Source organism: Acidisoma cellulosilyticum, from assembly GCF_020621385.1.
GTDB classification, from domain to species: Bacteria; Pseudomonadota; Alphaproteobacteria; order Acetobacterales; family Acetobacteraceae; genus Acidisoma; species Acidisoma cellulosilyticum.
In genome coordinates this window covers 71,098-95,690 of the sequence record NZ_JAESVA010000010.1, presented here as the reverse complement: position 1 = coordinate 95,690, position 24,593 = coordinate 71,098, and the positions used below count along the sequence as shown (strand labels likewise).

Annotated in this window: 31 protein-coding genes; 13 read left to right on the top strand and 18 right to left on the bottom strand. The window is 61.6% G+C overall.

Features of this window, described 5'->3' with window-relative positions:
• Positions 1–227: 227 nt before the first annotated feature.
• The 6 genes from ACELLULO517_RS22345 to ACELLULO517_RS22320 all read left to right on the top strand — a co-directional run bounded on the left by ACELLULO517_RS22345 (position 228) and on the right by ACELLULO517_RS22320 (position 4,434).
• Entirely contained in the window at positions 228–755 is a 528-nt protein-coding gene (locus ACELLULO517_RS22345; protein WP_227309652.1) for a YciI family protein, read from the top strand.
• Between the two features lie 64 nt (positions 756–819).
• Entirely contained in the window at positions 820–1,692 is an 873-nt protein-coding gene (locus ACELLULO517_RS22340) for a dioxygenase family protein (protein WP_227309651.1), read from the top strand.
• A gap of 11 nt (positions 1,693–1,703) precedes the next feature.
• Positions 1,704–2,000 carry a YciI family protein gene (locus tag ACELLULO517_RS22335; protein ID WP_227309650.1) on the top strand — a complete coding sequence of 99 codons (297 nt, stop codon included), beginning with the start codon at positions 1,704–1,706 and terminating at the stop codon, positions 1,998–2,000.
• A gap of 12 nt (positions 2,001–2,012) precedes the next feature.
• Positions 2,013–2,270 (top strand): glutathione S-transferase N-terminal domain-containing protein, encoded by a 258-nt coding sequence (locus ACELLULO517_RS22330; RefSeq protein WP_227309649.1) that lies wholly within the window; start codon positions 2,013–2,015, stop codon positions 2,268–2,270.
• 108 nt (positions 2,271–2,378) lie between these two features.
• A complete protein-coding gene (locus tag ACELLULO517_RS22325) occupies positions 2,379–3,002 on the top strand; it encodes a glutathione S-transferase family protein (protein WP_227309648.1) in 624 nt (207 codons plus the stop codon).
• A gap of 358 nt (positions 3,003–3,360) precedes the next feature.
• Positions 3,361–4,434 carry a maleylacetate reductase gene (locus ACELLULO517_RS22320; RefSeq protein ID WP_264481613.1) on the top strand — a complete coding sequence of 358 codons (1,074 nt, stop codon included), beginning with the start codon at positions 3,361–3,363 and terminating at the stop codon, positions 4,432–4,434.
• Positions 4,435–4,868: 434 nt separating this feature from the next.
• Here ACELLULO517_RS22320 and ACELLULO517_RS22315 read toward each other — a convergent pair whose 3' ends face one another.
• From ACELLULO517_RS22315 to ACELLULO517_RS22285, 7 genes are all read right to left on the bottom strand, one after another.
• Positions 4,869–5,459, bottom strand: a complete 591-nt coding sequence (locus tag ACELLULO517_RS22315; RefSeq protein WP_227309647.1) for a nitroreductase family protein — start codon at positions 5,457–5,459, stop codon at positions 4,869–4,871.
• Positions 5,460–5,696: 237 nt separating this feature from the next.
• Complete coding sequence (locus ACELLULO517_RS22310) at positions 5,697–6,671, bottom strand: glutathione S-transferase family protein (protein WP_456304401.1); 975 nt, start codon at positions 6,669–6,671, stop codon at positions 5,697–5,699.
• 141 nt (positions 6,672–6,812) lie between these two features.
• Positions 6,813–7,697: a pirin family protein gene (locus tag ACELLULO517_RS22305; protein WP_227309645.1), complete on the bottom strand. Its 885-nt coding sequence runs from the start codon at positions 7,695–7,697 to the stop codon at positions 6,813–6,815.
• Complete coding sequence (locus ACELLULO517_RS22300; protein WP_227309644.1) at positions 7,694–8,278, bottom strand: YceI family protein; 585 nt, start codon at positions 8,276–8,278, stop codon at positions 7,694–7,696. The genes ACELLULO517_RS22305 and ACELLULO517_RS22300 overlap by 4 nt, the downstream gene beginning before the upstream one ends.
• On the bottom strand, positions 8,275–8,886 hold the full coding sequence (locus tag ACELLULO517_RS22295; RefSeq protein WP_227309643.1) for a cytochrome b: 612 nt from the start codon (positions 8,884–8,886) through the stop codon (positions 8,275–8,277). Before ACELLULO517_RS22295 ends, ACELLULO517_RS22300 begins: the two co-directional genes overlap by 4 nt.
• 25 nt (positions 8,887–8,911) lie before the next feature.
• Positions 8,912–9,493, bottom strand: coding sequence for a YceI family protein (locus tag ACELLULO517_RS22290; protein WP_227309642.1), 582 nt, complete (start codon positions 9,491–9,493; stop codon positions 8,912–8,914).
• 72 nt (positions 9,494–9,565) lie between these two features.
• On the bottom strand, positions 9,566–9,802 hold the full coding sequence (locus ACELLULO517_RS22285) for a CDGSH iron-sulfur domain-containing protein (protein ID WP_227309641.1): 237 nt from the start codon (positions 9,800–9,802) through the stop codon (positions 9,566–9,568).
• Between the two features lie 107 nt (positions 9,803–9,909).
• Here ACELLULO517_RS22285 and ACELLULO517_RS22280 point away from each other — a divergent pair, with 107 nt between their 5' ends.
• Entirely contained in the window at positions 9,910–10,839 is a 930-nt protein-coding gene (locus ACELLULO517_RS22280; RefSeq protein ID WP_227309640.1) for a LysR family transcriptional regulator, read from the top strand.
• A gap of 23 nt (positions 10,840–10,862) precedes the next feature.
• On the opposite strand, the gene ACELLULO517_RS22275 is transcribed toward ACELLULO517_RS22280, so the two are convergent.
• From ACELLULO517_RS22275 to ACELLULO517_RS22265, 3 genes are all read right to left on the bottom strand, one after another.
• Positions 10,863–11,198 (bottom strand): antibiotic biosynthesis monooxygenase family protein, encoded by a 336-nt coding sequence (locus ACELLULO517_RS22275; RefSeq protein WP_227309639.1) that lies wholly within the window; start codon positions 11,196–11,198, stop codon positions 10,863–10,865.
• 87 nt (positions 11,199–11,285) lie between these two features.
• The gene (locus tag ACELLULO517_RS22270) at positions 11,286–12,446 is read right to left on the bottom strand and encodes an NAD-dependent formate dehydrogenase (RefSeq protein ID WP_227309638.1); all 1,161 of its coding nucleotides are present in this window, start codon (positions 12,444–12,446) and stop codon (positions 11,286–11,288) included.
• Positions 12,447–12,872: 426 nt separating this feature from the next.
• Positions 12,873–13,772 carry an AraC family transcriptional regulator gene (locus tag ACELLULO517_RS22265; protein WP_227309637.1) on the bottom strand — a complete coding sequence of 300 codons (900 nt, stop codon included), beginning with the start codon at positions 13,770–13,772 and terminating at the stop codon, positions 12,873–12,875.
• A gap of 162 nt (positions 13,773–13,934) precedes the next feature.
• Between ACELLULO517_RS22265 and ACELLULO517_RS22260 the strand changes: the two genes are divergently transcribed.
• Together ACELLULO517_RS22260 and ACELLULO517_RS22255 are read left to right on the top strand one after the other, a co-directional pair.
• The gene (locus tag ACELLULO517_RS22260) at positions 13,935–14,696 is read left to right on the top strand and encodes an alpha/beta fold hydrolase (protein WP_227309636.1); all 762 of its coding nucleotides are present in this window, start codon (positions 13,935–13,937) and stop codon (positions 14,694–14,696) included.
• Between the two features lie 107 nt (positions 14,697–14,803).
• Complete coding sequence (locus ACELLULO517_RS22255) at positions 14,804–15,262, top strand: DUF4126 domain-containing protein (RefSeq protein WP_227309635.1); 459 nt, start codon at positions 14,804–14,806, stop codon at positions 15,260–15,262.
• Between the two features lie 184 nt (positions 15,263–15,446).
• On the opposite strand, the gene ACELLULO517_RS22250 is transcribed toward ACELLULO517_RS22255, so the two are convergent.
• Entirely contained in the window at positions 15,447–16,166 is a 720-nt protein-coding gene (locus tag ACELLULO517_RS22250) for an SDR family oxidoreductase (protein WP_227309634.1), read from the bottom strand.
• A 189-nt stretch (positions 16,167–16,355) separates the two neighbouring features.
• Between ACELLULO517_RS22250 and fdhD the strand changes: the two genes are divergently transcribed.
• Entirely contained in the window at positions 16,356–17,225 is an 870-nt protein-coding gene (gene fdhD, locus ACELLULO517_RS22245; protein WP_227309633.1) for a formate dehydrogenase accessory sulfurtransferase FdhD, read from the top strand.
• 294 nt (positions 17,226–17,519) lie between these two features.
• Here the strand turns inward: fdhD and ACELLULO517_RS22240 are convergent, their stop codons facing one another.
• Complete coding sequence (locus ACELLULO517_RS22240; protein ID WP_227309632.1) at positions 17,520–18,104, bottom strand: hypothetical protein; 585 nt, start codon at positions 18,102–18,104, stop codon at positions 17,520–17,522.
• Between the two features lie 77 nt (positions 18,105–18,181).
• Between ACELLULO517_RS22240 and ACELLULO517_RS22235 the strand changes: the two genes are divergently transcribed.
• Positions 18,182–18,451, top strand: a complete 270-nt coding sequence (locus ACELLULO517_RS22235; RefSeq protein ID WP_227309631.1) for a TetR family transcriptional regulator C-terminal domain-containing protein — start codon at positions 18,182–18,184, stop codon at positions 18,449–18,451.
• Positions 18,452–18,624: 173 nt separating this feature from the next.
• On the opposite strand, the gene ACELLULO517_RS22230 is transcribed toward ACELLULO517_RS22235, so the two are convergent.
• Genes ACELLULO517_RS22230 through ACELLULO517_RS22205 form a run of 6 tightly spaced genes read right to left on the bottom strand, consistent with a single transcriptional unit; the run spans position 18,625 to position 23,880 of the window.
• A complete protein-coding gene (locus ACELLULO517_RS22230) occupies positions 18,625–19,236 on the bottom strand; it encodes a DUF1826 domain-containing protein (RefSeq protein WP_227309630.1) in 612 nt (203 codons plus the stop codon).
• A gap of 10 nt (positions 19,237–19,246) precedes the next feature.
• Positions 19,247–20,041 (bottom strand): metal ABC transporter permease, encoded by a 795-nt coding sequence (locus ACELLULO517_RS22225; RefSeq protein ID WP_227309629.1) that lies wholly within the window; start codon positions 20,039–20,041, stop codon positions 19,247–19,249.
• A 9-nt stretch (positions 20,042–20,050) separates the two neighbouring features.
• Positions 20,051–20,974, bottom strand: coding sequence for a metal ABC transporter permease (locus ACELLULO517_RS22220; protein WP_227309628.1), 924 nt, complete (start codon positions 20,972–20,974; stop codon positions 20,051–20,053).
• A complete protein-coding gene (locus tag ACELLULO517_RS22215) occupies positions 20,974–21,795 on the bottom strand; it encodes a metal ABC transporter ATP-binding protein (protein ID WP_406566286.1) in 822 nt (273 codons plus the stop codon). Before ACELLULO517_RS22215 ends, ACELLULO517_RS22220 begins: the two co-directional genes overlap by 1 nt.
• Before the next feature lie 5 nt (positions 21,796–21,800).
• Positions 21,801–22,721: a metal ABC transporter solute-binding protein, Zn/Mn family gene (locus ACELLULO517_RS22210; protein ID WP_227309626.1), complete on the bottom strand. Its 921-nt coding sequence runs from the start codon at positions 22,719–22,721 to the stop codon at positions 21,801–21,803.
• Between the two features lie 46 nt (positions 22,722–22,767).
• Complete coding sequence (locus ACELLULO517_RS22205; RefSeq protein ID WP_406566285.1) at positions 22,768–23,880, bottom strand: CobW family GTP-binding protein; 1,113 nt, start codon at positions 23,878–23,880, stop codon at positions 22,768–22,770.
• Positions 23,881–24,092: 212 nt separating this feature from the next.
• On the opposite strand from ACELLULO517_RS22205, the gene ACELLULO517_RS22200 reads away from it, so the two are divergent.
• Both ACELLULO517_RS22200 and ACELLULO517_RS22195 read left to right on the top strand, forming a co-directional pair.
• Positions 24,093–24,425 (top strand): ArsR/SmtB family transcription factor, encoded by a 333-nt coding sequence (locus ACELLULO517_RS22200; RefSeq protein WP_227309624.1) that lies wholly within the window; start codon positions 24,093–24,095, stop codon positions 24,423–24,425.
• Positions 24,422–24,592 carry a metallothionein gene (locus tag ACELLULO517_RS22195; RefSeq protein ID WP_227309623.1) on the top strand — a complete coding sequence of 57 codons (171 nt, stop codon included), beginning with the start codon at positions 24,422–24,424 and terminating at the stop codon, positions 24,590–24,592. The genes ACELLULO517_RS22200 and ACELLULO517_RS22195 overlap by 4 nt, the downstream gene beginning before the upstream one ends.
• Position 24,593: the final 1 nt, after the last annotated feature.

The window sequence follows — 24,593 nt, the reverse complement described above, 5'->3', positions numbered from 1 at the left end:
AGGAGCGGCCTCCCGCTTGGTATGACGGCTGTCATGTATTCGGGCGATCCGGCGGGTTTGTCAGCGCTGCGGCCGATTTAGAGGCCCTGGCCGAGCGCTGCTCCGTTTGGAGTGGGCTCACGGCCGATCGAATGATTGTGCCGATAGTCACCCCAAAACGTGCAGGAGAGCCCGATCGGGATGATCGCATGATGTCCATCAATGAAAGCTGATTTCAGCGGAGAGTGATGGCCATGGAGGCCGGTAAAGAGATTCGTGTCGGTGGGATTAGCCTGGGCACACTCGGTGCCGGCATGGCGCGTGATGTTGTTGCCGCAGGCTATCCGGGAATCGATCTAGATATAGATTGGGAACGACGCCGAGGGCGCAGCTCTGCGCGGTTACACTGGTCGGACGGTTTCCCACGATTTCTTCACGCCGGCTCTGTCGGCCGAACGCGCAACGAGGCTCGGCGAAGCCTAGACATCCATTTGTGGGGCCAGCCAATGCATTGGATCATCCACTGTATCGAGCGTGAGGCTGTGGCGACGGAACGACAGGCGTATGACGCCGCCCACGAAGCCTATCTCGAACGTTCGGATCTGCCGGTGCGGGTCTTGGTTTCCGGCCCGCTGGTGGCGGACGACAACGAGACGTCGATTGGCTGCTTCTTCCTGGTGGAGGCCGAGGACCGGCACGCTGTCGACGCCTTCCGCAGCGGCGATCCGTTTTTCCAAGCCGGCATTTGGCGCGTGCAACGCGTTCAGTTGTTTTGACGCGCCAGGATATGTACTGACCGGCAGAGAAACTCGGGCACAAGATCAACCGAAAGGCAATGGCATGCACAATCTCGATGAAAACACCATCACCGCGGAATTTCTGCGACGCATCGAAAAGACGCCGAACCCCCGCTTGCGCGAAATCGTGGCCAGCCTGGCCACACATCTGCACGATTTCGCTCGTGATGTGAACCTGACTGAAGAAGAGTGGTTCGAAGGTATCAAGTTCCTGACCAGAACCGGTCAGATGTCCAATGACATTCGTCAAGAGATGGTGCTGCTCTCCGATACATTCGGTCTCTCTCAGCTCGTGGTCGCACAAAACCATAGCCGCGGGGAGGGCGTGACGGAGCAGACCGTGTTCGGCCCGTTCCATATCGAGGGTGCTCCGAAACTGCCCGCACATGGCGGCGATATCTCGACCGGATATGTCGGAGACCCGCTCTTCATTCGGGGGCGCGTCATCGATGGTGCCGAAAAGCCCGTAGTGGATGCCGTCGTCGATGTCTGGCAGGCTGACGCCGAAGGCTTTTACGACGTCCAGAATCCCGATTGGGAACTCGAAAACGCGAAGCTTCGCGCCGTGTTTCGTACCGACAATGCCGGCTCGTTCAGCCTCCGGTCGATCATGCCGACGAGCTATCCCATCCCGATGGATGGTCCCGTCGGTGACATCATGCGTGCGACGAACCGTCATCCGATGCGGCCTGCGCATATCCATTTCATGATCCAGAAGCCCGGTTTCGACACCCTCGTCACGCACGTCTTTGTCGAAGGCGACACCTATCTCGATTCCGATGCCGTGTTCGGTGTGCGCAGTTCGTGCGTCGGTCGATACGAGCGCCACGAGCGGGGTGAGGCACCCGACGGCACGGTCCTCGAGGCGCCATTCTTCACGCTCGACTACACCTTCTCTCTCGCGCCGCAGGCTTAAGGAAATCGGGTATGTATTTCGCGATCATCGGCCTCGATAAGCCAAACATGATGGAGACACGCCTCAGGGTGCGTCCTATTCATCGTGAGTATCTCCATGGCGATCACCAAGGTGTCACCCTCAAGCTCGCCGGCCCCCTACTAGCATCCGATGGCGCGACCATGATCGGTTCGATGATCATCGTCGAGGCGCCGGATCTCGCGAGCGCTGAAGCCTTCTCGACTGGCGATCCCTTCCGTAAGGAGGATTTATTCTCCAGCGTCGAGATCCGGCCGTGGGACTGGACGACGGGCAATCCGGATCGTTAACGAGGGCCAATCTTGCTTCAGCTCCATACTTGGGCCACGCTCGACGGTCGCAAGATCTCCATCATGCCCGAAGAGCTGGGCGTGCCTTATGAGCTTTGCCCGGTAAATATCGCCAAGGATGAGCAGCTCAAACCCGAATATGTCGCGCTCAACCAAAACAGCAAAATTCCGGTCCTGGTCGATCCCGAAGGACCGGAGGGCGCGCCGATCACGCTGGCGGCGTTGCCGACATCGCGCTTTACCCGGGGTCGACCGGAACGCGCCTCATGACGTCGATTGGCCGGCTTTCCCCCATGTGAAGCGCTGGTTTGACGCGGTTGCGCCGCGGCCCGCCGCCCAGGGCGGCATGGCTATTCCAGCCATTGCTAGGAGAGACCCATGCTGAAGCTTCTCGGCCGAAATTCGTCGTCCAACGTCCAAAAAGTGCTGTGGCTCCTCACCGAGCTGGGCTTGCCGTTCGAGCGGCACGATTATGGCGGTGCGTTCGGCCGCAACAAGGATGCACAGTATTTGCGGCTCAACCCCAATGGACTTGTGCCGACGATCATCGATGGCGAGGTCGTCATTTGGGAATCAAATACGATCCTAAGATACCTTGCGAACAAATCCGGACCGTCGCCCTTCTATCCCACGGAACCAGCGGCGAGGGCCTATTGCGAACGCTGGATGGATTGGCAGCTCGGCACGCTGAACACCGTCATGACCCCGCTCTATATCGCGCTGATCCGGTGCGATCCGGCGGCGCGGGACCTTGAGGCGATCAGAGGATTGGAAGCTCGGGCGCGTGCCAACTTTGATACCTTGAACCAGTGCCTGGCGGAGACGCCGTTTCTGGCCGGCGGCGCCCTGACCCTCGCAGATATCGCGCTCGGTATTTTTGCCTATCGTTGGTACACACTCGAGGTCGAGCGAGGACCCGAGCTTCCCCGCCTGCGTGCCTGGTATGAACGGCTTCAAGATAGGCAGGCCTTTCGCGAGCATGTCATGATTGGCTTGTCATGATGGGGTCCTAAATCGGGGTACAGAAGCTCGTCTTTGGCGCCCAGTGGATTTCCTTGCGATAGATTGCTGCCGTCGCTCCAGGGTATTTCGGAACATCCGTGCCAGATGTTCTTGATGCAAGAATCGACAATTGAAAGCGACCGCCGCAATCGAGAGATCGCTTTCGCTCAACAGTCGCAGTTCGAACGCAGCCCACCGACGCAAGATGTGTCCGATAGGCGTCATCCTTGTCATCCTGGCCGTGATGCGAGTAACGCCGCCGTGCCCGCGCCTTTGTGCCGCAGTTCTATCAAAATTGTGCAGGATCGAGGGAGACGAAGTGCGTTAGTGCTGACAAGGCCCACGCTTGCCAAGGAAGTTGACTATAACACCTTTCACTTACGTCGCTCTCCCTAGCCGTGTGATTTTTGGTTTCGGCACAATTGCCCGGGTTGCTGAAGAGCTGAGTGCATTGGGAGCAGCTCGGGCGCTGGTATTGACGACACCATACCAGACCGGGAACGGTGAGGCGCTGGTTCATCGACTTGGTGCCCTGGCGGTAGGGCTGTTTTCCAATGCGACGATGCATACGCCCGTTGACGTTACCGAGGCGGCCATTCGAGCCTTGAAGGAAGTCGATGCCGATTGCGTCGTTGCGCTTGGCGGCGGGTCGACCACAGGCCTCAGCAAGGCTATCGCGCTACGGACTGACCTGCCTCAGATCATCATTCCAACGACATATGCCGGCTCCGAGGCTACGCCAATTATCGGCGAGACCAGCGGCGGCCAAAAACATACTCAGAAGACGTTGAAAGTTTTGCCCGAAGTCATCGTCTATGATGTGGATCTCACGCTTGGCCTTCCGGCCGGCCTGACCGCAACTTCGGGGATGAACGCCATCGCGCATTCGGTCGAGGCGCTTTACGCTAAAGACGGCAATCCAATCATTGCCGGCATGGCCGAGCAGTCGATCGCGGCCTTGGCACGTGCGTTGCCGAAAATCGTCACGTCGCCCGGTGACCGAGATGGTCGTTCGGATGCGCTTTACGGTGCGTGGCTCGCCGGCGCATGTCTTGGTAGCGTCGGCATGAGCCTGCACCACAAACTTTGTCATACACTGGGTGGGACCTTCAATTTGCCTCATGCGGAGACGCATGCGGTGGTGCTTCCTCATGCCGTTGCCTACAACGCCGATGCAGCCCCCACTGCCATGGAGTGTATCGGCAGGGCCGTTGGAGCAAGCGATGCCGCTGATGGGCTCTACGCCCTCGGCCGGTCGATCGGCGTGCCGCAATCACTTCGAGATTTGGGTATGCCCGAAGAGGGCATCGCTCATGCCGCGGACTTGGCGGTGACAGATGCTTACTGGAATCCAAGGCCTCTCGAACTGGAGGCCATTCGCGATCTCCTGAGGAACGCCTGGGAAGGGAAGCCGCCGCAAGCATCCCGTTAGAAGCCAGCTGTATCTAGGCCGATGTAGGAGCTTGAATTTCCGCCCAAATATTCACTTCACGTATCGCGAACCTCTTTTACGATCTGGGTGGAGCGGAAGCGCAAAACGAGTTGGCTGCCCAGGGCATGAGGTTCGTGGGTCTGGATGCGGAAGAGCGCCGCCGTCGGTTGGCGTGCGTTGAGCGTTTTCCTGGAAAATTCGTCTCGAACAATGAAGCAGCAGTTAGACCTGCGGCGAAACTGCTATCCCAGATCGACCGGTCGATTGCGGGATCTCGTGAATTGAGTGCTCAATAGCTCCTGACAGAAGCGATCGAGCACTCTGTTAATCGGATCAATCCCAATGATTGATCTCAAATTAGGCCATCCTTTTCCGGCGCCACCGCCGAGCCAGCTACGGCAACACGGTGGCGGATGCCGGTATTACCTTGAGCGTTAAAAGCCGCCCTCCATAGCTATCTCCGAGAGTGCGAGACGAGGGCTTGGCGCTTCGCGTTCCGCGAGCTGCGGGGGGAGGATCGACTTGTCGCCCTTGCGGCCGATAGCGACTGCGGCCTCAACGCGATAGCCTTCCGGCACGTTCAGCTCGGTAAAGGCACGGGCGAAATCGAAACCGACCATGCCATGGGCTGCCCAGCCGGACATGCTCGCCTGTAGGGCCAGATAACCCCAGGCCGCGCCAGCGTCAAAGGAATGGCTGTGCGAGGGCACACGCTTCTCGGCGCCAGGTGGCAGCATGGTCGAGTTGGAGACGACGATGACGAGCGCCGAGGCGTGTTGCACCCAGCTTTGATTAAATGGGTTTAGCAAGCCGAACAACTTGTCCCAATGCGCCGTGCCCTTGCGGGCGTAGAGAAAGCGCCAGGGCTGAGAGTTGTAGGATGAAGGCGCCCAGCGCGCTGCATCCAGGAGGAGCAGGAGGTCGGTCTCCGAAATCTCTTCGCCGGTGAAGGCCCGGGGTGACCAACGGTCCAGAAAGACCGGATTGATCTCGTAGTCTGTGGTACGGCTATTGCTGCTGATCATGATGATGTTCGCCTCGGAAAAAGAAACACGTACCCAAAGTGCAGGTGCACCCATGTCTCCGCCTGCACATTCCTAGCTGACGTAAGGCACGTTCCATCACGGCCATCTGGCACGGCTCCAAGTCGCGGTGAAAACTTAGGGTCGAACTATCCCGCTCTTCTCTGATTGGGGTCATTGAAGTGAAGCTGCCTCAGGCTGCTTCTGCGTCTTGAACCGCCATACAAATGGATGGAATACTCATGAGCAGCTCCGCCCTCGATTATGCGGCATGTCGAAGTCAAGAAAGGGCCCGATCGGAACGACCCGCGACGGGTTGATGCTTTCATGGCTTGCGTAATAGTGCCGCTTTATATGCTCGAAATTGACCGTCTCGCCTATGCCGGGCCACTGGAAGAGTTCCCGCGTATAGGCCCATAAATTTGGGTAGTCCGAGAGGCGCCGGATGTTGCATTTGAAGTGGCCGACATAAACGGGATCGAAGCGCACCAACGTCGGGAACAACCGCCAATCTGCCTCTGTAACTTTGTCGCCGCACAGGTATCGCTGCTTGCCCAAGAGTGCTTCAAGACGATCGAGGGTGACGAACAAGGGCATGACCGCTTCCTCGTAGGCCGCCTGACTGGTGGCGAACCCGGCCCGGTAGACACCGTTGTTGACACGCTCGTAGATCTCCGAATTGATCGCGTCGATATTGGGCCTGAGTGGTTCGGGGTAGAAGTCTTCCGCCGTCGCGCCCACGCCGTCGAACGCCGAGTTCATCATGCGGATGATGTCCGCCGACTCATTGGAGACGATCGTGGAGTTTTGTTTGTCCCAGAGGACCGGCACGGTCACGCGCCCCGTATAGCTGGAGGAGGCCGCCTTGTAGATCTCGTGGACCCGCCGCGCGCCATGGATCGGATCGGGGACGACGCCGGGGCCGTCTTCGAAGGTCCAACCTTCCGCTCCCATAAACCAGTGTGTTGTCGAGACGGTGATGGTCTCGGCAAGCCCTTTCAAAGCACGGAACATGAGCGTGCGGTGCGACCAGGGGCAGGCCAGGGCCACGTAGAGATGGTAGCGGCCCGGCTCGGCTTTGAAGCCACCCGAGCCCGTCGGGCCCGGTTCCCCGTCCGGCGTCACCCAGTTGCGGAACTGACTCTCGGACCGGACGAAGCGGCCTTCGGATGCTTTGGTGTCGTACCAGCGATCGTGCCAACGACCTTCTATCATAACGCCCAAGATTAGTTCCTTCCAAGGCGGCCTGCAGGTGCAGGGGCGCCCAGATCGCTTAACTGACCGCGCCCAACTTTGCCGTCAACACGGCGTTTGGCAGCGACACTACGGATTGGCCGGTTCAATTCACAGGTGTCGTCATAGGAAAGCGCCATTTCGATAATCCGCGAAGGCTTGTGCGAGTTCGCGTTGATCGTTCATCACGAAGGGACCGTTTCGCGCGATAGGCTCCTTAAGAGGGCGCGCGGCCAAGAGCAGCAGGCCTGCCCCCGCGTCTGTTCGTAATTGGACGCCGTCACCGTCGCTGAGGACGCCAACCACGCCACTTGGCAAGCTGACCGGTCTGGTCCCCTCATCTGCCGCCACCGTCGCCTCACCAGCGTATACATAGATGAAGGCGTTGTGTCCGGTCGGCACGGGCACCGTGGCTGAACCGCCAACGGATAACCTCAGGTCCAGGTACAGGGGATCGGTTGGCACATCCTGCACAGCGCCAGATACGGAACCCAATCGTCCGGCGATCAATCGACCGATCGCGCCGGTCTCGAAATGGACTTCAGGGACCTCACCTGAAGCGTATTCCTGATAGCCAGGCCTTCGCATCTTCTCCGCGGCCGGTAGATTGATCCAGAGCTGGAACCCCCGCAAGTTTCCGTCCACAGGTTCGGGCATTTCGGAGTGGATGATCCCGCGGCCAGCAGTCATCCACTGCACGCCTCCGGCCGCAATGACGCCCGTTGTGCCGATGCTGTCTTGATGGCGCATGCATCCGGCCAGCATGTAGGTGACCGTCTCGAAACCGCGATGCGGATGATCGGGGAATCCCGGGATCTTTGCACCCGCGGGTAGGTCGTCAGCCCGGAAGTCATCGAGCAAAAGAAAAGGATCCAGCATCGGCAGGGCGCCGTGGCCGATTGCACGCTTCATGGCCACGCCGTCACCGTCCATAACGGCAACCGCCTTGGTGGAATGGGTCACAGTGCGCGGATCACGAGGGATAAGAAAACTGGTCAAGGCTTTCATTGGTGCGGACTCTCCGGCGTCGCGCGAAGGTGGATGTCGACAGCAACCTGGCGGCCGACCATCGCGGGGTCGGCGAGCGAACCCGTCCCGAGGCCGAATGCGAGGCGATCGAGCGTTACCGTCCCATGCATCTCCGCCACCCCGTCCGGCCCTATATGGAGCGAAAAGGGCAGCACGATTTGAACCCGTATGCCCTTGATGAGCAGATTTCCGAACGCCTCGTAATGCACATCGTCGATCCGCCGAAAGCGATCCGCTGTAAACACGGCCTGCGGAGCCTTCGCGGTCGCAAACCAGTCGGTCCCCTGGGCTTGCGTGTCCCGATCCGCTGCGCCGGTCTTCAGGCTGGCGACATCGATGTCGATTGTGACGTCGCCTGTAGGCGACGAGCCCGGATTGAACGCGATACGGCCTGCAAAGCGCCCGAACTCACCCGAGAAGGGTTGCCCGAACTCTGTGGCGTGAAACTGAATAGCGCTCGCCTGGGGATCGACGCTCCAATCCGCGGCACTGGCAGGCCCAGCCGCGGCCGTGAGGCATGCAACGACGGCGAGCGCTCGGCCTGACCTTCGCACCGTCATGAGGGCCTCGGCGGGCTTGCGGGGCTATTTGCGGCGCTTATGCTGCCGCGTCCCCGTGGGATCATCCGTTGGAGGACGCCATCGTGCAATACCGCCATGTGCCAAATCGCGCCGGCGACATGCAGCGTCAGCGAAACCACAAGGAGACAGGCGAGCCAGAAATGGATTCCAGAAAAGAGCGTCGCGAGGGCGGCATTCGGGCCGATCGGCCGAGGCAGGGTGAACAAATCAAAAATAACCGTCGGCACGTTCAACGGAGACGCGGACGTCGCCAACAGACCCGAGATCGGCATGCCGAACATGGCGATGTAGAGTGCTGCATGAACACCGTTGGCAAGCCAACGCTCATGCGGCTTGGCGGCGTCCGGGGCAGCGGGGACTGCCTTTGCGCTCAGACGCCATAGAAGACGTCCGACTGCGAGAAGCAATAGCGTAAAGCCGAACGACTTGTGGAGCTGGTAGGCAGTGTATTGAAGCGCCAGATTGCCGCCAAGAAACCACCTCATCGTGATTCCCATGGCGATCATGAGCATAATACACACGGCCATCGCCCAGTGGAGCAGCTTGGCGACCGCGCCCCAATCCTCAGTCGTGCTGCGCCAGCGCATCGGCGGTCCTCCAAGGTGACCAGCTCTACTGCTGGATACCTTCAAAATTGACCGTGATCTTCACATCGTCGCCGATGTAAGGCAGGTACGCCTTCATGCCGAAGTCCGACCGCTTGATGGTCGTTGTGCCAGTGAAACCGACCACGACCGCGTTGTTGCGCATCTGGTCGGGAGCCAACCGGTTGAACTTGACCTTGAGGACCACAGGCTTGGTCACGCCCAACAACGTCAGGCCACCCCGGACGTCCGCGGTCTCCTTCCCGGTCAAAACCACCCGGGTGCTTTTGAACTCCATCGTCGGGAAATCGGCGGCGTCGAAGAAGGCCTTCGATCGCAGCACATCGTCGCGCGACGCGAACCCGGTATCGATGCTTGTCGTCCCGATGGTGACATCGACCGAACTTTGCGCCGGCTTCTTCTGATCGAGTGAAAGGGTTCCCTTCAGGTCATGAAAGCTTCCCGTGATCATCGAGTAGCCCAGATGGTTGATGGTGAAGACAGTCTGGGTGTGGGCCGGATCGACCGCGAAAGTGTCGGCGGCCATAGCCGCGGAGGGAAGTACCGACGCCATAGCTGCGGCAATATAGAGAGTCTTGAGGCCAACCACGGTGTAATCCTTCATTGCTTTGATGAGTGCGGACTACCCTGCTCGCGCTAGGGATGTCGGATGCGCGAGCGCTTACAGCGCCTGGTGCGAGCCGTCGCACAGCGGCGGGTTCTTGCTGCGCTTGCAGGCGCAAAGATAGGCCGTGCCGCTGGCAATAGGGGTGTAGGGCAAGGGACCGAACTCCGATCCCGCATGGCTGCCGTCGCAGTACGGCTGATTGGCGCTTTGTCCACACGCGCACCAGTAGATGGCCTTACCGGCTTCAAGCTCGACGGGGATGGGCCCCTTTTGCGCGATTCTCGGTTCCATAGATCTGCTCCCCTTGCTGGTTGATACTGTTAGAAGGAAATACACAGTTGCTCTTGATGCGATAATCCGCAAAATTGCGACATGTCTGTTCGCAAATTCGGAACCAAATGAGTCTTTTCGACGATATGACCGTGCTCGTGAATGCGGTCGAAGCCGGGAGCTTTTCCGGCGCGGCACAGCGGCTCGGCATCGCCAAGTCCATTGTCAGCCGCCGGATCGGCGCGCTTGAGGCACGGCTCGGAACGAGCCTCTTCCACCGCAGCACGCGTCGTCTCAGCCTGACGGAGACGGGCGTGGCCTATGTTGAACGCGCCCGACGGATCCTGGCGGACGTCGCAGAAGCGGATGATATTGCGCGGCGACTGCAGGGTGAACTCAGAGGCACGCTGCGGGTGGCGGCGCCGATGTCTTTCGGCGCGCGCCACCTATCGCCGGCTATCGTGGAATTTCTGAGCGCTCACCCCCAAGTCGATATCGACTTGGACCTGAATGACCGCCGGGTCGATCTCGTGAGTGAGGGCTACGATCTTGCGATACGGATAGGCAAGCTGGCGGATTCCTCGCTGATTGCTCGCACGCTGGCCCCCTGCCGGCATGTCGTCTGCGGCAGCCCGGCCTACCTCGCCACACGCGGCACCCCCCTCAGCCCGTCGGACCTCGCCGCACAAAACCATGACTGCCTCGTCTACAGCAACCGGCCAGCGTCGGAGCAGTGGCGTTTTCGAGTGGGCGAGGATTGGAAGGAGGCGCCGGCAATGGCGCGCCGGCTCGGGGTCAACAACGGCGAAGTGCTCCGGGACGCCGCTGTCGGCGGATTGGGTTTGGCCGTGCTGCCGACATTCGTAGTTGGGGATGCTGCTGCCGCCGGGGCGCTGACGGTCGTGCTTGGTGACTACGAGTTCTTTGATCCATCGATCCACGCAGTTTGGCCGCCAAACCGTCAGCTTTCGGCGAAGGTCCGGGCGCTGGTGGATTTCCTCAGCGAGCGATTTGGCGGCACGCCCTACTGGGATAAGCCCTTCGCCCTGCCCACCTGAAACGCGGCGTCCAGGGGTCCACGTCAGTGGGGGTCGCCTGCCGGTACGAAGGTCCGCACGATCTCGTACATGCCGGGTTCGAATTTCGAGATGGTCAGCGCTTCTTCCAGAAACGGAAACGGCGCGGGATCGCGCCGCATCGCCTGATAGTCGTCCGCACTACGCCATCGCGCGTACATGGTGACCTTCGTGCCGTCCAGGCTGCGATGGAGGACCGAGGATAGGAAGCCCGCCGCCTGACGCACGGAAGCCTCCGTGGCCTGGGTCAGAAGTTCAACAAGCCGTCCCTGGTTGGCGGGCTCGACCGTGAACACGTTAATCAGGATGATCGAGCCATCGTTTGCAGCGCGCTCAGTCACTCCGCTTCTCCTCACTGAAGGCCGGACAGGTGACATCGCAAGGTCGGATGACGCCCGGCGCGGAGTGCCGGGCATCCCGATGCGGCTCTAGGACAGCTTGTAGGCGTTCGCCCCAGCGCCCGCGAGCTTGCCCGCGTCGACGATGAGGTACTCGGGCCGGATCGGCCGGCCTTCCAGGAAGTCCTGCAGGATCTCCAGAGTACCCGCCGCGTAGCGAGCCTGGGCGGAGAGGGACGAACCCGAGATGTGGGGGACCATCCCGTTATGCGGCATGGTCCGCCACGGATGGTCAGCCGGCGCTGGCTGAGGATACCACACGTCGCCGCCATATCCGGCCAGATGGCCGCTCTCGAGGGCGCGCACGATCGCGTCCCGATCACAGAGCGCGCCTCGGGCGGTGTTGATCAGATAGCTCCCGCGCTTCATCAACGACAGCATCTGGTCGTTCATCATCCCTTCCGTGGACGGATAGAGCGGAACCTGGAGGTTGACCACGTCGCACACCTTCAAGAGGGACTCCGGGGTCTCGTGATATGTGACGCCTAGCTCCTTTTCCACATCGGCGGGCAGCCGGTGCGGGTCGTAGTAGTGGAGCTTCATGTCGAAGGGCTTGAGGCGACGCAGGATCGCCTGGCCGATGCGCCCCGCCGAGATGGTGCCGAACTGCATCCCCTCGACGTCATAGCTTCTGGACACGCAGTCGGCGATGTCCCATCCGCCATTCGCGGCGATCTCGTGGGAGGGAATGTAGTTGCGGACCAGCGCCAGGATGGTCAGCACCGCGTGCTCGGCCACCGAGATGCTGTTGGAGAAGGTCTCCTCGGCGACCGTCACGCCATGTTCGGTGGCCGCCTTGAGATCGACGTGATCCGAGCCAATGCCGGCGGTGAGGGCCAGCTTCAGGTTCTTGGCCTTGGCGATGCGCTCGGCGGTCAGATAGGCCGGCCAGAAAGGTTGTGAGATCACGACATCAGCGGTCGGCAGGTGCCGGTCGAACTCGCTGTCGGGCCCTTCCTTGTCGCTGGTCACCACCAGTTCGTGACCATTCGCCTCGAGATAGGGACGAAGACCGAGTTCGCCGGACACGCAGCCCACAAGCTCGCCCGGCTTGAAGCCGAGATCGCCCTTGGGGGTCGGAGCGGTCTGGCCGTTCGGGTATTGGGCGATGTGCGGGATGTCGTCGCGCGCATAGTTCGGCGGATAGCCGGTCGCGGGGTCCGGATATAGGACACAGAGGATCTTCGCCATCTTTCACTCCCTAAACATAGTGATCCAAACGATGGCACGGGGACGATCGAATTGAGTGTTACGTGTCGTAAGGCGGCGCAATGCGGTGTTAACCATGCCGCTCGGATGACCGAAACCCGTTTTGGAATCATGCAACTCGCTCATGGGTTGGCAGACGGTTCTATCAATCCGGGCTTTCAAACCGCGATGCTGGACTCCGCTAAGATTTTTGCAATTTGCGGAACGTCGCGTCTCGGGATCAGGTTGCAAGATCATCTGGCCGGAGATCCGAAGGAGCCCTGAACCTCGCAATCACAGCGACGCGCACTGCGCTGCTATCCTTGCGAGTGCGTCGTCGTGGCGCCGTTCACCGCCTCCTTGATGCTCGAGTGCGCAGGTGTATCCCGCATGCGACTTGGTGAAGGGGCAGGATTCAGGATCGGCACATCACTGCATCTTGTGCCGGTCCGCCTCGTCATATTTGTATTCTGTTCGAGGAGAGTGTCCGAAAAGGCTCTTGTAGGCACGGCTGAAGGCTGCCTCCGATTCATAGCCGATGCTGAGACCAATCTCGCCGACGCGCGCGCCTCGTTTCGTCAGCAAATCCCGCGCCAGGGCCAAGCGATGTTCGTTGTGGTAACGCAGAGGCGGGCGTCCGACCAGGGTCGTGAAGCGCTCGCAGAAGCTCGACCGGGACATGCCGGCGATACTGGCCAGCGCATCGATACTCCACCTCTGCATTGGACGCTCGTGAATTGCCTTCAGAACATTTGCGATCCGCGGGTCGGTCAGGCCGCCGAACCAGCCCGAGATCGGGCCGCGGTGGATCCAACTTCGCAGCGTGCGGATCACAGCCAGGTCGATCAGACGAGAGACCATCAGAGCTGCGCCAGGCTGTTCGTCGCTCGCCTCGAGGAGGAGAAAATGCACGATGCCATCCAGCCAACCGGCGCCCTCCGCCCGCCCGATGTGGATGCAGCGAGGAAGGGCAGACATCATGTCACGAAGGCTGTCCGTGTCGAAACGGAAACGGCAGAGCACGACGCTGGCGGAAGCATCCCGAGCCGCTAGTTGAAGCTGGCCTGGACCGCGGGGAAACATCATCAGGTCTCCAGCTGAGACGACGAGCAGCCCCTGCTCTCCACCTGCGATATGCAGGCGGCCATCAGTCACGACACAGAGATGCGCCTCCTCGGCGGGCAGATCCAGCCGGTCGCGCGGCGCGAGCGCGAGAGAGCGAATACGATCTCCAGTCAGGCGGATTTGCCCGAGCACATGTGACAGCAGATCGGGCGTCGGATCCGACGTTTTCGGAAGATCGGTCAAGTCTTCCAGCGTATCCGTCATGGCTCGGTATCCTGTCCCTACCTATATTCGGCCCATCCACAGAGGGTCATCCTATTGATCTTACATGAGGATGCACGAAGACAAAACCAACCCATCGCGCCGAGCCGCCTGCCCCGAATCATGCAGATATTCCGGCCGTCGTGATATGAAAGGATTGAGCCAATGAAGTCCCTCAAGATCGGCGCCGTGTTCGCCGCACTGGTAGCCATGGGCACGCCCATCGCCGCCTCCGCTGCCACCGCGCACAACGTTGTCCTGGTGCCTGGCGCCTTCACCAACAAGCACAGCTGGGACAAGGTGGCCCATCTGCTGCGCGCCAAAGGGTTCAAGGTCACCGAGGTGGATATTCCGCTGACCTCGCTGGATAACGACGTGGCCGCGACCCGCGCGGTGCTGGCCGCTCAGAAGGGACCAACCGTCCTCGTTGGCCATTCCTGGGGCGGCGTGGTGATCGGCGAAGCCGGCGACAGCCCGAAGGTCAAGGCCCTCGTGTATGTCGCGGCATTCGCGCCGGACAAGGGGGAAACCCTACAGAAGCTTAGCGCCGGCGGGCCGCCGACCGAGGGCCTGAAGGCGGTGCGTCCGGACCCGGACGCTCAAGGATTCCTTTATATCGATCCTGCCGCCTACGCACATGTCTTCGTCGGCGATGTCCCGGCAGCGGAAGGCGAGGCGCTGGCCAAGGGGCAGAAGCCGATCAGCGGCGCCGCCTTCGGAGCCCCGGCGATCGTTGCGGCCTGGCATCTCAAGCCGACCTACTACGCGATCTCCGCCAACGACATGATGCTTTCGCCGCAGGCCGAGGCCTTCTTCGCTCAACGCATGAAGGCGACGACCGTGACCATCCCGTCGAGCCACGCGTCGCCTGTGTCGCATCCCGACGAAATCGCGGCACTGATCGAGCAGGCCGCCGAAGGAAAGTGATGAAGATTCGGACGACGGAGGGCGAAGGCGCTCCGTCGTCCGAATGACTTAACAGACCTACTCTCCCCCATCGCTGGAGGAGTTTGGACCTATTTGGAGATACCATCATGATACTCGTTTTTGCTCTTCTCATTGGCGTCGTGGCGGGCTTGCGCGCCATGCTGGCGCCGGCCGCCGTCAGTTGGGCGGCCCATCTCGGATTGATCAACTTGTCGGGCACCTGGCTGGCCTTCCTCGGCTATCATTGGACGCCGTGGATCCTGAGCGTTGCCGCCATTGCCGAACTGGTGACGGATCAGCTTCCTTCTACGCCCAGCCGTAAGGTGCCCCCTCAGTTCGGCGCCAGGATCGTCATGGGCGCCTTAAGCGGCGCCGCGATTGCTGCCCCGTCAGGCGCTTGGATCGGCGGTGCTGTGGCCGGGATCGTCGGCGCGGTCGCCGGCACCTTAGGTGGAGCGGCGGGGCGGGCCCGGCTGGCGGCTGCCTTCGGCAAAGACCGCCCAGCCGCAATCGTCGAGGATGTGGTGGCGCTTTTGGCTGCCGCGGTGATCGGCTTGGTAGCGTAATATCTCAGGATGTTCGAGGTCGCGGCATGAATCTCCCCAGGATTCATGCCGCAAGGCCCGGAAACACCAAGCTTCAATAGATCGCAACGCCATCTTGATCGTGCGGTCCTTGCTCGCCGGATCGACAGTCCGGCAGCGCGATACGATGTGCGTGGGTATTTCGATAACGCCGAAGATGCCTTGCCTACACGGCGGATTTTCCGATCGACCCACCACCGTCAACAAACAGGGTTTGTCCCGTGATGTAACTCGCCTCCTCCGAGAGCAGGAAAGCGACGGCTGCGGCTATCTCGTCGGGTTGGCCGAGACGGCGCATAGGAATGTTCGACAAGAAGATTCGTTCGGCCTCGCTGCCCGCAGGCGTGTTGCGGCGGAACAGTTCCGACTCCACCGGGCCTGGCGCCACGGAGTTGACGGTGATGCCGGTCTCAGCGAGTTCGAGCGCCCAGGTTCTCGTGAAGCTGCCCAGCGCCGATTTGCTTGCCGCATAGGCTGTTCGGTTTGCCATCCCGAGGGTGACCAGACTGGTAATGTTGACGATACGTCCCCACCCCTTCTCTTTGAGAGTCGGCAGGACCGCCTGTACGGCGCTGATAGCCGGATGAAGATTGAAGCGCAGCAGTTCGTCCAGAGCGTCCAGATCGATTTCTCCCAGGCGCTGCATATGCGCAGTCCCGGCATTGTTGACGACGCCATCAAACGCATGGCGCTGGGCAAGCTCGGCAAATGCCTGTGCCGAAGCTCGATGATCACTGAGGTCGAGCGAGACGAGGGTTCCAGGAAACGAGGGAACCGGTTCACGAGCGATTCCGACGATAGAATGTCCCGCTACTGCCAGGCGCTTGGAGACGGCGAGGCCGATACCTTTGGTCGCGCCGGTTACGAGATAGGTCCGCTGTGTCATGGTCGAATTATCCTAAAGCCGTCGGTTGCTGTTGGTGATATCCGCCGTGGTTCCGGTAATCGGTTGCGGATTGCCTTACTCTGGAGGGCTGCCGGGAAGCGGAGGCGGGGCATAAGGTCTTTAGAGCGTCACCGACCGCGCCCGTCAGCAGAGCCTCTTCGGGTCGGATAATGGCAGGAGAGTAACGGCATGAGGATCAACTATTCAGATGCTCCGTCAGGGAGCGACCCTTCCGGCGGGGAAGCTGAAAATGTTCCGGCAGCTTCCGCGAGCCAAAACGCTCTTGCCTGGCGCGGCGAGCGCTTCGAACGCCGAGACCGAATACTGCCGGAGGAGACGCCGATCGCGATCGTCTATAATGGCCTATCCCATGCCGTCATGATGGCGACGCCTCAGGACTTACTGGATTTTGCCCTCGGCTTCACTTTGAATGAGCGCATCGTCAGGGCTCCCGGAGAAATCGAGGAGATCGAAGTTTTCCCGGCACCGCGTGATGCACTCCAATTGCGACTCTGGATCGCGGAGGAGCGCATGGAGGCCCTGGATCATCGGCGCCGCCACCTGACGGGAGCTATGGGTTGTGGCCTGTGCGGACTCGAAAGCCTCGAGGAGGCAACACGACCGCCACCTTCGGTGCCAATGGGGCTCAAGCTAAGGGCAGAGGAGGTAGCCGCCGCCTGCGCCGCTCTCTCCCTCGCTCAGCAGATCGGACACCTGACCAGGGCCGTTCACGCCGCTGGTTACTGGATGCCGGGAAGCGGAATGGTCGCGGTGCGGGAGGACGTCGGTCGCCATAACGCACTCGATAAGCTGGCGGGCACCCTGGTCGCACATGAGCAAAGCGCCTCAGTCGGCGTGCTGGTGATGACGAGCCGAGTTTCGATCGAGCTGATCCAGAAGGCAGCCACCATGGGGGTCCAAGTTCTGGCTGCTGTCTCAGCGCCCACCCTTCTCGCGGTGCGGGAGGCGGAGGCGACGGGTATGACCCTCATCGGGATCGCGCGCGATGATGGATTCGAGGTTTTCACGCACGCGGAGCGCATCCTCGGCCCTGGCTAGGCCCTCCGGCGTATTGATGTTGAAGAAGGGGTCCGGACGGTCTTCGTACGCGCGGGCCGCGGCGCGAGGATGGTGGCAGCCGACCATCGAAGAGTTGAGGGTTGAGCGACGGAAGGCGGCCTCGCGCGAACGGGCTCTGGAGACGCGACGTGCGGCGAAATCGGAACAGTGATGGCGAAGTGCGGGTCCATTACGGGAGTGTCCCGCGCGCGCCCGCTTCGAGGCGCGGGTTACGGCAATGGCGCCGGCAAAAGCCGGCGCACTGCTTCGCTGAGATCAGTCGTGGCTAAGGTGCTATTCCAGGTTTTTCAAAGTGATCTCTGCCTCCTCGTCGAGAGGTGCAGGCTCCTGCACAGCCACCCCCGGCGGCACCGCGTCACCAGGGTCGATCTCGCGACGCTGGCGCTTGGCGCGTGGCGGTTTCTTGGCTTGCACTTGTCGTGCTGACACTGGCACCGAGGCTGCTGCTTTCTTCTCCAGCTGCACAACCTGCGCCTCCAACTCAGAGATCCGCGCCGTGGCTGCTTTTGCGGCCTTGTTGGCCTCGCGGCTTTTGGCGCGAAGGTTCGCCACGAGCTGTTCCAACCTCTCGACCTGGGCCCTGAGTTCGTCCTTGCTGACCTTTGGTGCAGGTGGCACCGCGGGCGATCGTGCAACCAACTTTGTTGCCTTCGCCGCCTGCGGGAGGGCCGGTGCAGCTGTCTTCGCCGGGCGACCCGGCTTGCGGCGCTCAGGAGCCTCGGTGGCCGCAACTGTCCGTTTGGCGGAGATGCTTGCTGCCTTGTTACCGACACCAGTCTTAGCGCCAGCGGGCCGGCCAGGGGTACGACCTATGGGCGTAGGCTTGCCGATCGTATTGGCTTTGGCGAGACGCGCCATGATTCTCACTCCTGGATGAAACGACAGGCTACGTTCCATAAGCTACGTCGTCGCGTCGTGTCACGGAAAGCAACGACGTGGTCGCAGCCCTCGTCCAGGAGAGGGAGCAGGTCAATGCACGTCACGCCGGCGCGAGGAAGGCCCTGTTGCTCGACATGCTGGCGGAGGCAGGCCGCAACCCGGCGCTGGCCAAGATTCTGCAGCAGAACAGCCGGTGCGCCCGGACGCTTCTGGCTGATCTCATGCGCAAGGGCCAGGAACAGAATCGCGTCGATCCCGGCCTCGACCCGGAACTGGCAGCGACAATCCTGATCGGCGTGATGGACGGCTCGAAGACCATGGTGTGATTCGGCGCGGGGTCCCGATGCCGATCGGCGCGTTATTTGATTGATCCTGCTGAGATGAGAGGGGTCACTGAGCGACGTCTAATCGCAGCTGCCTGCATCGTCTACGCCGAACGAGAACTCCCGGCCCCGCCAGGATCAGCGAATCTGGCGCGTGCGTATTTCCGGCGAGGCGGTCACGGCACGGCGTCGATGCAGAGCACCAGACGGGACTGGCCGACAAGCGTGCCGGTGCTGAGTGGCGGCGAACGGTGGAGCACGCGCGGGCCGGCTCCCGGGAAAGCCGATCCCTTGAAGACAGCGACCTCCATCGTCGTCATTCGGCGGATCTTGCCGCCAGGATCAACCCATTCAGTCCCGGGACCGACATATGTGCAGAGCAAACGCAGTCCCACCGCATCCACATGGAATTTGCCGCATGAGTCGTCGGTCACATGTTCGAGCCGCATCCGAACGACAGGCGATGCTGCAAGAGTGGAGAACCGTGTGGCAAGCCGTCGAAAGTCGGCATAGAGCGCCCAATGAAATAGCAGAAGGTCATGGCAGAGACGGCGGGCCGCCATCTCCGGCGCGTCAGCAATGGTCAACGTAAATGGCGGCCGGGTCAGCAGCGTGCTGGCCGAAACCAAGAGGTTCAATCGGGTGAAACGCCGCCAGATAGCGAGGCCGGTATCGGAGGAATGAATGCGATCGAGCACGGATGGCATGAAGCCACTGACGATCGCCGATGGCACCTCCCGTCGGCGCACCAACAACAGCCGCGAGGCACCGGGCATCATGGTGTGCATTTTGCGCCGCTCATAGGCCGCGCTCCCCGGCCCACGCCCAACTTCGCCCCGCGCCATAAGTAAGGGCACTCAGGCCCCCCACGAAAAGCCCGACCGGCCAGTCCGAGATGAAAGAAAGGGCGATTGCGGCCCAGACGGTCACAACGGAGATGGCGCCCGAGAGCAGCATTGCACTTAGTGGCCGGTTGGTCAGAGCGCGCGCAGCAGAAGCGGGACCCACCATGAGGCTGAACACCAGCAGCGCGCCGACGACCGGTAGCGCCATCGCCGTGGCGAGGGCCACCACGCTTAGGAACAGAGCTTCCATCAGACGAGCCGATACGCCTCTGGCCTCGCCCAGTTCCGGAGAGACGGAACTGAGCAGCAGTGGACGGAACAGGATCACGATCAGAGCAACCGAGACAGCGCCAAGCAAGGCGACCGGCCCAAGGTCCGCGTTGCTGACGCCGAGCACCTCGCCGAACAGGAGCGCGTAGACCGCCTGAAAATACTCGGTGGTCCGGCTCAGGAACAGCGCCCCGAGGCCGAGCAGCATGACCAGCGACAGCGCGGTAGCCAAGTCGCGGCGGCCGCGCCGTGCGAGCTGGCTTATGCCCGCGACGCCGAGACCCGAGAAGACGAGGAGGCCAAGCAGGGGGTTGACACCCACCAGGTTGGCCGCCGCGGCACCGGGAAAGGCGCTGAGCGGCAGCGCATGCGCCGCGAAGGACGCGCCCCGGATCACGACGAAGAACCCGACAATCCCCGCGACGACGGCGACCAAGGTGGCGGCGATCCAGGTATTGACCATGAAGTCTTCGAACATCGTCCTGCCTCACCCAGCACTCGTAACGTGAGGCTTCTCGCCACTTGGCAGTGGATGCTCCTGCCGTCGTTCGCGGGCAGGCCCGGTCTGCGCGACGACGGCATAGGCCACGAATATGAGCATCACGATGCAAAAGCTCACCGGCCATCCGCGTCCCCCGGTCCATTCGTAGCTGTCATACGAAACCAGGATTCCGCCCCAGGTCACCGCGACGCCGATCACCGCAGCCAATAGAATCGCCAGACCAGGCCGCTTGGCGAGGTGCAGCGCGATCGCCGCAGGACCGATGAGCAGCCCCGTGGACAGAATGGCGCCGACGGTAATGGCCGAAAGAGCGACGGCGAGCGCCACCACGATCAGGAATAGAAGTCCCATCAGACGCACGGGTACCCCGCGCACCGCCGCGAGGTCTGGATCGAGCGAGCTGAGCAGCAACGGCCGGTACAGCACACCGATCGCGAGCAGCGCGCCGGCCCCGACCAGCAGAGCCAGCGGGACGAGCGAAGCCGGAATCGCAAAAATCGACCCGAACATCACGGTGACCGCGGCCCCCGTGGTGCTGCTGGTCGTCATGTCCAGATAGAGGAACAGCGCGGCGACGCCGAGCCCGGCGCCGGTGACGACGCCCGTCACCAGGTCACGCTCGCTCGCCCGATCGGCGCGCACCAGTTCCATGCTCATCGCCGCGAGCACGCCCATGCCGAGAAACCCGAGTAGCGGGTTGATCCCGAACAAGAACGCGGCAGACCCACCGGCGCTGCTGACATCGGCCAGGGAGTGACCGGCGAAGGATTGCCCACGGATCACGGTGAAGACACCGACCACCCCCGAGACAATGGCGGCGGCGGCTCCGATCACCGCCGCGGTGCGCACCGGCTCGCTTGTGAAGAACCCCGGCTCGAAGAGGAGCGAGAGCAGTGTTTGCACGTCCATCACGGAACCTGTGCCACATGAACCGGGTCGTGCGCGACCGCGGCCTGAGCGTCATCTTCGGCCTCTGCCGCGACCACGATGACGCGCCCGTGCACTCGGACGACATCGATATGATAGCCATAGAGCTGGCTCAGCACTTCGGTGCGCACGACCGCGTCGGTGCTGCCGCTCGCCGCGCGGCCATGGGCGAGATAGACGATGCGGTCCATTGCCGAAAGCAGCGGGTTCATGTCGTGCGCCGACAGCAACACCGAGGTTTGGAACTCCTGGGACAGGCGGCGCAGCAGGGCGACGACGCCAGCGACGCTGCGCATATCCAGGTTGGCGAGCGGTTCGTCCAGCAGCAGCAGGCGTGGACGCCGGATTAGGGCATGCGCGATCAGCACCCGTTGCTGCTGGCCACCCGACAGGTTGCCAATCCGCTGATCGGCGAACCGCGTCGCGTCCACCGATTCGAGCATTTCATCGACTTTTCGGCGACGCCCTGGCGACGGCAGCGGCACTCCCAGCCGGTTGCCATCGAGGCCCAGCGCCACGAGGTCGCGCGCGCGCATCGGCATGTAGGGATCCAGCGCAAATTTCTGCGGCACGTAGCCGACCGAGGCGAGCTTGCCGCCGCTATCGATGGTAACGCTGCCGCTGCTCGGTGCGATAAAGCCGAGGATGGTCCGCAGCAGCGTCGTCTTGCCCGATCCGTTGGCACCGATCAGCCCGCAGAACTCGCCCGCCTCCAGGGAGAAATCGATATCCTTGAGAATGCTGCGGCCGGAAAGCGAGACGCTCGCCTGTCGGACCGCGAGAACCTCGCCCCTGGCCAACACGGCGCTCAGTGCCCCTTCTGCAGCGTTTCAGTGGACATCTTGTCCGTCAACGCCCTCTTCAAAGCCGCGACCTCGGCCAGCATCCAACTCTGGTATGTGTAGCCAGGCGTGGGCATGGTCTCATAAACGCCGACCACAGGGATCCCTGCCTTTCTGGAGGCCTCAAGGAACGAGTTGGTCAGGCTGTCGGTTACCTGTTGGTTGTAGGCAAAAACCTTGACCTTGTGGCCAGAAAACAAGCCGTTCTGGAGCGACACGTCCTGCGGGGAGGGGTCGGTTCCGTTCATGATCGCGGCCTGCAGGCTGAACGGTGTGACGATGTCGAACCCCATGGCTTGCAGCATGTAGTCCGCAACGGGCTCGGTAACGGCGATCGGCGTGTTGCCATACTGCGCCTTGAAATCGGCGATGGCAGCATTCCAGGGTGCGAGAGACGCGACGAACGTACCGGCGTTTGATCGAAAATATGCAGCCTGCGCGGGTTCCAAGGCGGCAAGCGAATCCGCCACGGCCTTGGCGACGGCAGGCATCGTTTTCGGATCGTACCAGAGGTGCGGGTTCGGCGTGTTGTCCGGCAGGCCCAGGAATTTCTGGACGTTGATGACCTTCCGGCCGGGCCGGGCCGAGGCGGACATGAGCTTGTCCGCCCAGTCATCGTAGCCGACGCCGTTCACGACGATGAGCTGGGCCGCAGCGATCTCCTTCGCGATCTTGGGGCTGGCTTCGAAGGTGTGCGGGTCAGTGTTCGGGTCGGTTTCGATCGCCTGGACCTCGACGTATTTCCCGCCAATTTGAGAAATTACATCGGCGTATTCGTTTTCGACACCGATCGCCTTGACCGGCCCCGCCGCCTGGGCGGCGACGAGGCCGATTGGACCAGCTGCAAGAACGAGCGTCAGTGCAGTAAGGACGGGGAGACGTTTCATTTCGGTCTTTCGGTTGGGAGATGATTACAAAATTGAGCGCGTGCGCTCATGTCGTTGTTGCGTAGGATGATTTTGCGAGTACGGATCCGGCTGCTTGCTCGAAAGCACCAACGCCGCCCTCGATCACGGATCGGTCGAGATCACGCGTAATAAATATCAAGCGGGACCGACGATCGTCTCCGCCGGGCCATTCCCGCAGCAGCGCCGGCTCGTGGAAGATGTGCTGGACGCCATGGATAACCACCGGCCGATCCTGCCCGGCGAGGTTTAGGACGCCCTTGATGCGCAGTAGGCTTTCGCCTCGGGTTGCAATCAGCATCTGCAAGAAGGTGCCGATCCCGTTCCATTGCAGCGGGTGGTCGAAGGTCAGGCAGAAAGCCTGGATGCGAGCATCGTGCCGGTTGGGATCGTTGTGGGCAGAATGATCATGCCCGTGATGCCCGCCGTCGTCGTCATGCCGATGGGCGTGATCCTGCGCGTAGGCCTCCTCGTTCAGCCAGCCGAGCACGGCGTCGATCTTGGCGTTCGGCCTAAAGGGGCCGAGGTCAAGCAGCAGCTTGGGATCAATCACGCCATCTTTCGCCGGCACGATGAGTGCGCCGGGATTGAGGCTGCGCAGGCGTTCCCAGAGTTCGGCGACTTGCCTTGATGATGCCAAGTCCGATTTGGTGAGCACGATCCGGTCGGCCACGGCGGCTTGCTTTACGGCCTCCGGCTGAGCATCCAACGTGGCTTGGCCGTTAGCTGCGTCCACAATCGTGACCACGCCGTCCAGCCGGTAGCGCGCTGCGATCATCGGGTCGGTCATCAAGGTGTGCAGGATCGGTGCAGGATCGGCCAGACCCGTCGTCTCGATCACTACCCGCGCGAATAGCGGGATCTCACCTCGGACCCTTTGGAAGAACAAGGTCCTCAGGGCCTTCACCAGGTCGCCCCTTACCGTGCAGCACAGGCAGCCCGCGTTCAGCAAGACGACCTCGTCACGCAGCGGCTCGACGAGCAGATGGTCGAGGCCAATTTCGCCGAACTCGTTGATCAGCACCGCGGTATTTGCGAATTCCATCTGCTTGAGAAGGCCGTTCAGCAGCGTCGTCTTGCCGGCGCCGAGAAACCCGGTGAGCACGGTGATCGGGATGAGTTCGTCCGGAGCCGCGCTCATCATTGCTCCTGCTCGATGATGCCGCGTGTGACGCCAGGATGCGCGTCAGTGGGTGCATAAATGGGGAAGGGTGCGATCATCGATGTCCTGCCAAGCTCTGCGCGGACACTGACATGAATTGATATAATGTATCAAGTCCCGTCCCACACAAGACAGGCTTGACGCGGCCTTGTACATGCGACATATGAATACGTGTTCATAGGAACATTTTGATGCTCAACGCGGACCAAACCACCGAGCTTGCCGAACTATTCCGCCTTCTTGGCGAGCCGAATCGGTTGGGGATCGTGGCCAGCTGCCTCGACGGGCCTCTCAGCGTCGGGGAAATCACCACCCGGCTATCGCTCAGCCAGTCGCTGGTATCCCACCATCTTCGCTTGCTGCGCGCTGCCCGGCTCTTGAAGGCAGGTCGGCGAGGGAAGCAGATTTTCTACAGCATCCCCGACTGCCATGTGCGGGAGATGCTGACCAACATGGTCGAGCACCTTATCGAACCCCATGAACTGGACGACGACATCAACCCCGAAACAGGAGTGACACCATGAGCGTGACCATCGAACAGGTTAAGTGCGCATGCGGCGACTGCGTTTGCGTTGTCAGCGTGGAGAAGGGTGTAAAGCGCAACGGCCGCATCTATTGCGGCGAATCCTGCGCTGAGCACCACACGAGCGGCGCCGGCTGTGAACACGCCGGCTGCACCTGCCACGGCTGAC

Excerpts from the sequence above, each read along its gene's own strand:
- ACELLULO517_RS22220 (WP_227309628.1), bottom strand. The coding sequence starts at position 20,974 with ATGGACGTGCAAACACTGCTCTCGCTCCTCTTCGAGCCGGGGTTCTTC.
- ACELLULO517_RS22340 (WP_227309651.1), top strand. The coding sequence starts at position 820 with ATGCACAATCTCGATGAAAACACCATCACCGCGGAATTTCTGCGACGC.
- ACELLULO517_RS22300 (WP_227309644.1), bottom strand. The coding sequence starts at position 8,278 with ATGACGGTGCGAAGGTCAGGCCGAGCGCTCGCCGTCGTTGCATGCCTC.
- ACELLULO517_RS22305 (WP_227309645.1), bottom strand. The coding sequence starts at position 7,697 with ATGAAAGCCTTGACCAGTTTTCTTATCCCTCGTGATCCGCGCACTGTG.
- ACELLULO517_RS22270 (WP_227309638.1), bottom strand. The coding sequence starts at position 12,446 with ATGGCGAAGATCCTCTGTGTCCTATATCCGGACCCCGCGACCGGCTAT.
- ACELLULO517_RS22210 (WP_227309626.1), bottom strand. The coding sequence starts at position 22,721 with ATGAAACGTCTCCCCGTCCTTACTGCACTGACGCTCGTTCTTGCAGCT.
- ACELLULO517_RS22285 (WP_227309641.1), bottom strand. The coding sequence starts at position 9,802 with ATGGAACCGAGAATCGCGCAAAAGGGGCCCATCCCCGTCGAGCTTGAA.
- ACELLULO517_RS22240 (WP_227309632.1), bottom strand. The coding sequence starts at position 18,104 with ATGGCGCGTCTCGCCAAAGCCAATACGATCGGCAAGCCTACGCCCATA.
- ACELLULO517_RS22315 (WP_227309647.1), bottom strand. The coding sequence starts at position 5,459 with ATGATCAGCAGCAATAGCCGTACCACAGACTACGAGATCAATCCGGTC.
- ACELLULO517_RS22325 (WP_227309648.1), top strand. The coding sequence starts at position 2,379 with ATGCTGAAGCTTCTCGGCCGAAATTCGTCGTCCAACGTCCAAAAAGTG.
- ACELLULO517_RS22335 (WP_227309650.1), top strand. The coding sequence starts at position 1,704 with ATGTATTTCGCGATCATCGGCCTCGATAAGCCAAACATGATGGAGACA.
- ACELLULO517_RS22255 (WP_227309635.1), top strand. The coding sequence starts at position 14,804 with ATGATACTCGTTTTTGCTCTTCTCATTGGCGTCGTGGCGGGCTTGCGC.
- ACELLULO517_RS22225 (WP_227309629.1), bottom strand. The coding sequence starts at position 20,041 with ATGTTCGAAGACTTCATGGTCAATACCTGGATCGCCGCCACCTTGGTC.
- ACELLULO517_RS22345 (WP_227309652.1), top strand. The coding sequence starts at position 228 with ATGGCCATGGAGGCCGGTAAAGAGATTCGTGTCGGTGGGATTAGCCTG.
- ACELLULO517_RS22310 (WP_456304401.1), bottom strand. The coding sequence starts at position 6,671 with ATGATAGAAGGTCGTTGGCACGATCGCTGGTACGACACCAAAGCATCC.
- ACELLULO517_RS22230 (WP_227309630.1), bottom strand. The coding sequence starts at position 19,236 with ATGCACACCATGATGCCCGGTGCCTCGCGGCTGTTGTTGGTGCGCCGA.
- ACELLULO517_RS22250 (WP_227309634.1), bottom strand. The coding sequence starts at position 16,166 with ATGACACAGCGGACCTATCTCGTAACCGGCGCGACCAAAGGTATCGGC.
- ACELLULO517_RS22260 (WP_227309636.1), top strand. The coding sequence starts at position 13,935 with ATGAAGTCCCTCAAGATCGGCGCCGTGTTCGCCGCACTGGTAGCCATG.
- ACELLULO517_RS22280 (WP_227309640.1), top strand. The coding sequence starts at position 9,910 with ATGAGTCTTTTCGACGATATGACCGTGCTCGTGAATGCGGTCGAAGCC.
- ACELLULO517_RS22295 (WP_227309643.1), bottom strand. The coding sequence starts at position 8,886 with ATGCGCTGGCGCAGCACGACTGAGGATTGGGGCGCGGTCGCCAAGCTG.
- ACELLULO517_RS22195 (WP_227309623.1), top strand. The coding sequence starts at position 24,422 with ATGAGCGTGACCATCGAACAGGTTAAGTGCGCATGCGGCGACTGCGTT.
- ACELLULO517_RS22200 (WP_227309624.1), top strand. The coding sequence starts at position 24,093 with ATGCTCAACGCGGACCAAACCACCGAGCTTGCCGAACTATTCCGCCTT.
- ACELLULO517_RS22265 (WP_227309637.1), bottom strand. The coding sequence starts at position 13,772 with ATGACGGATACGCTGGAAGACTTGACCGATCTTCCGAAAACGTCGGAT.
- ACELLULO517_RS22205 (WP_406566285.1), bottom strand. The coding sequence starts at position 23,880 with ATGAGCGCGGCTCCGGACGAACTCATCCCGATCACCGTGCTCACCGGG.
- fdhD (WP_227309633.1), top strand. The coding sequence starts at position 16,356 with ATGAGGATCAACTATTCAGATGCTCCGTCAGGGAGCGACCCTTCCGGC.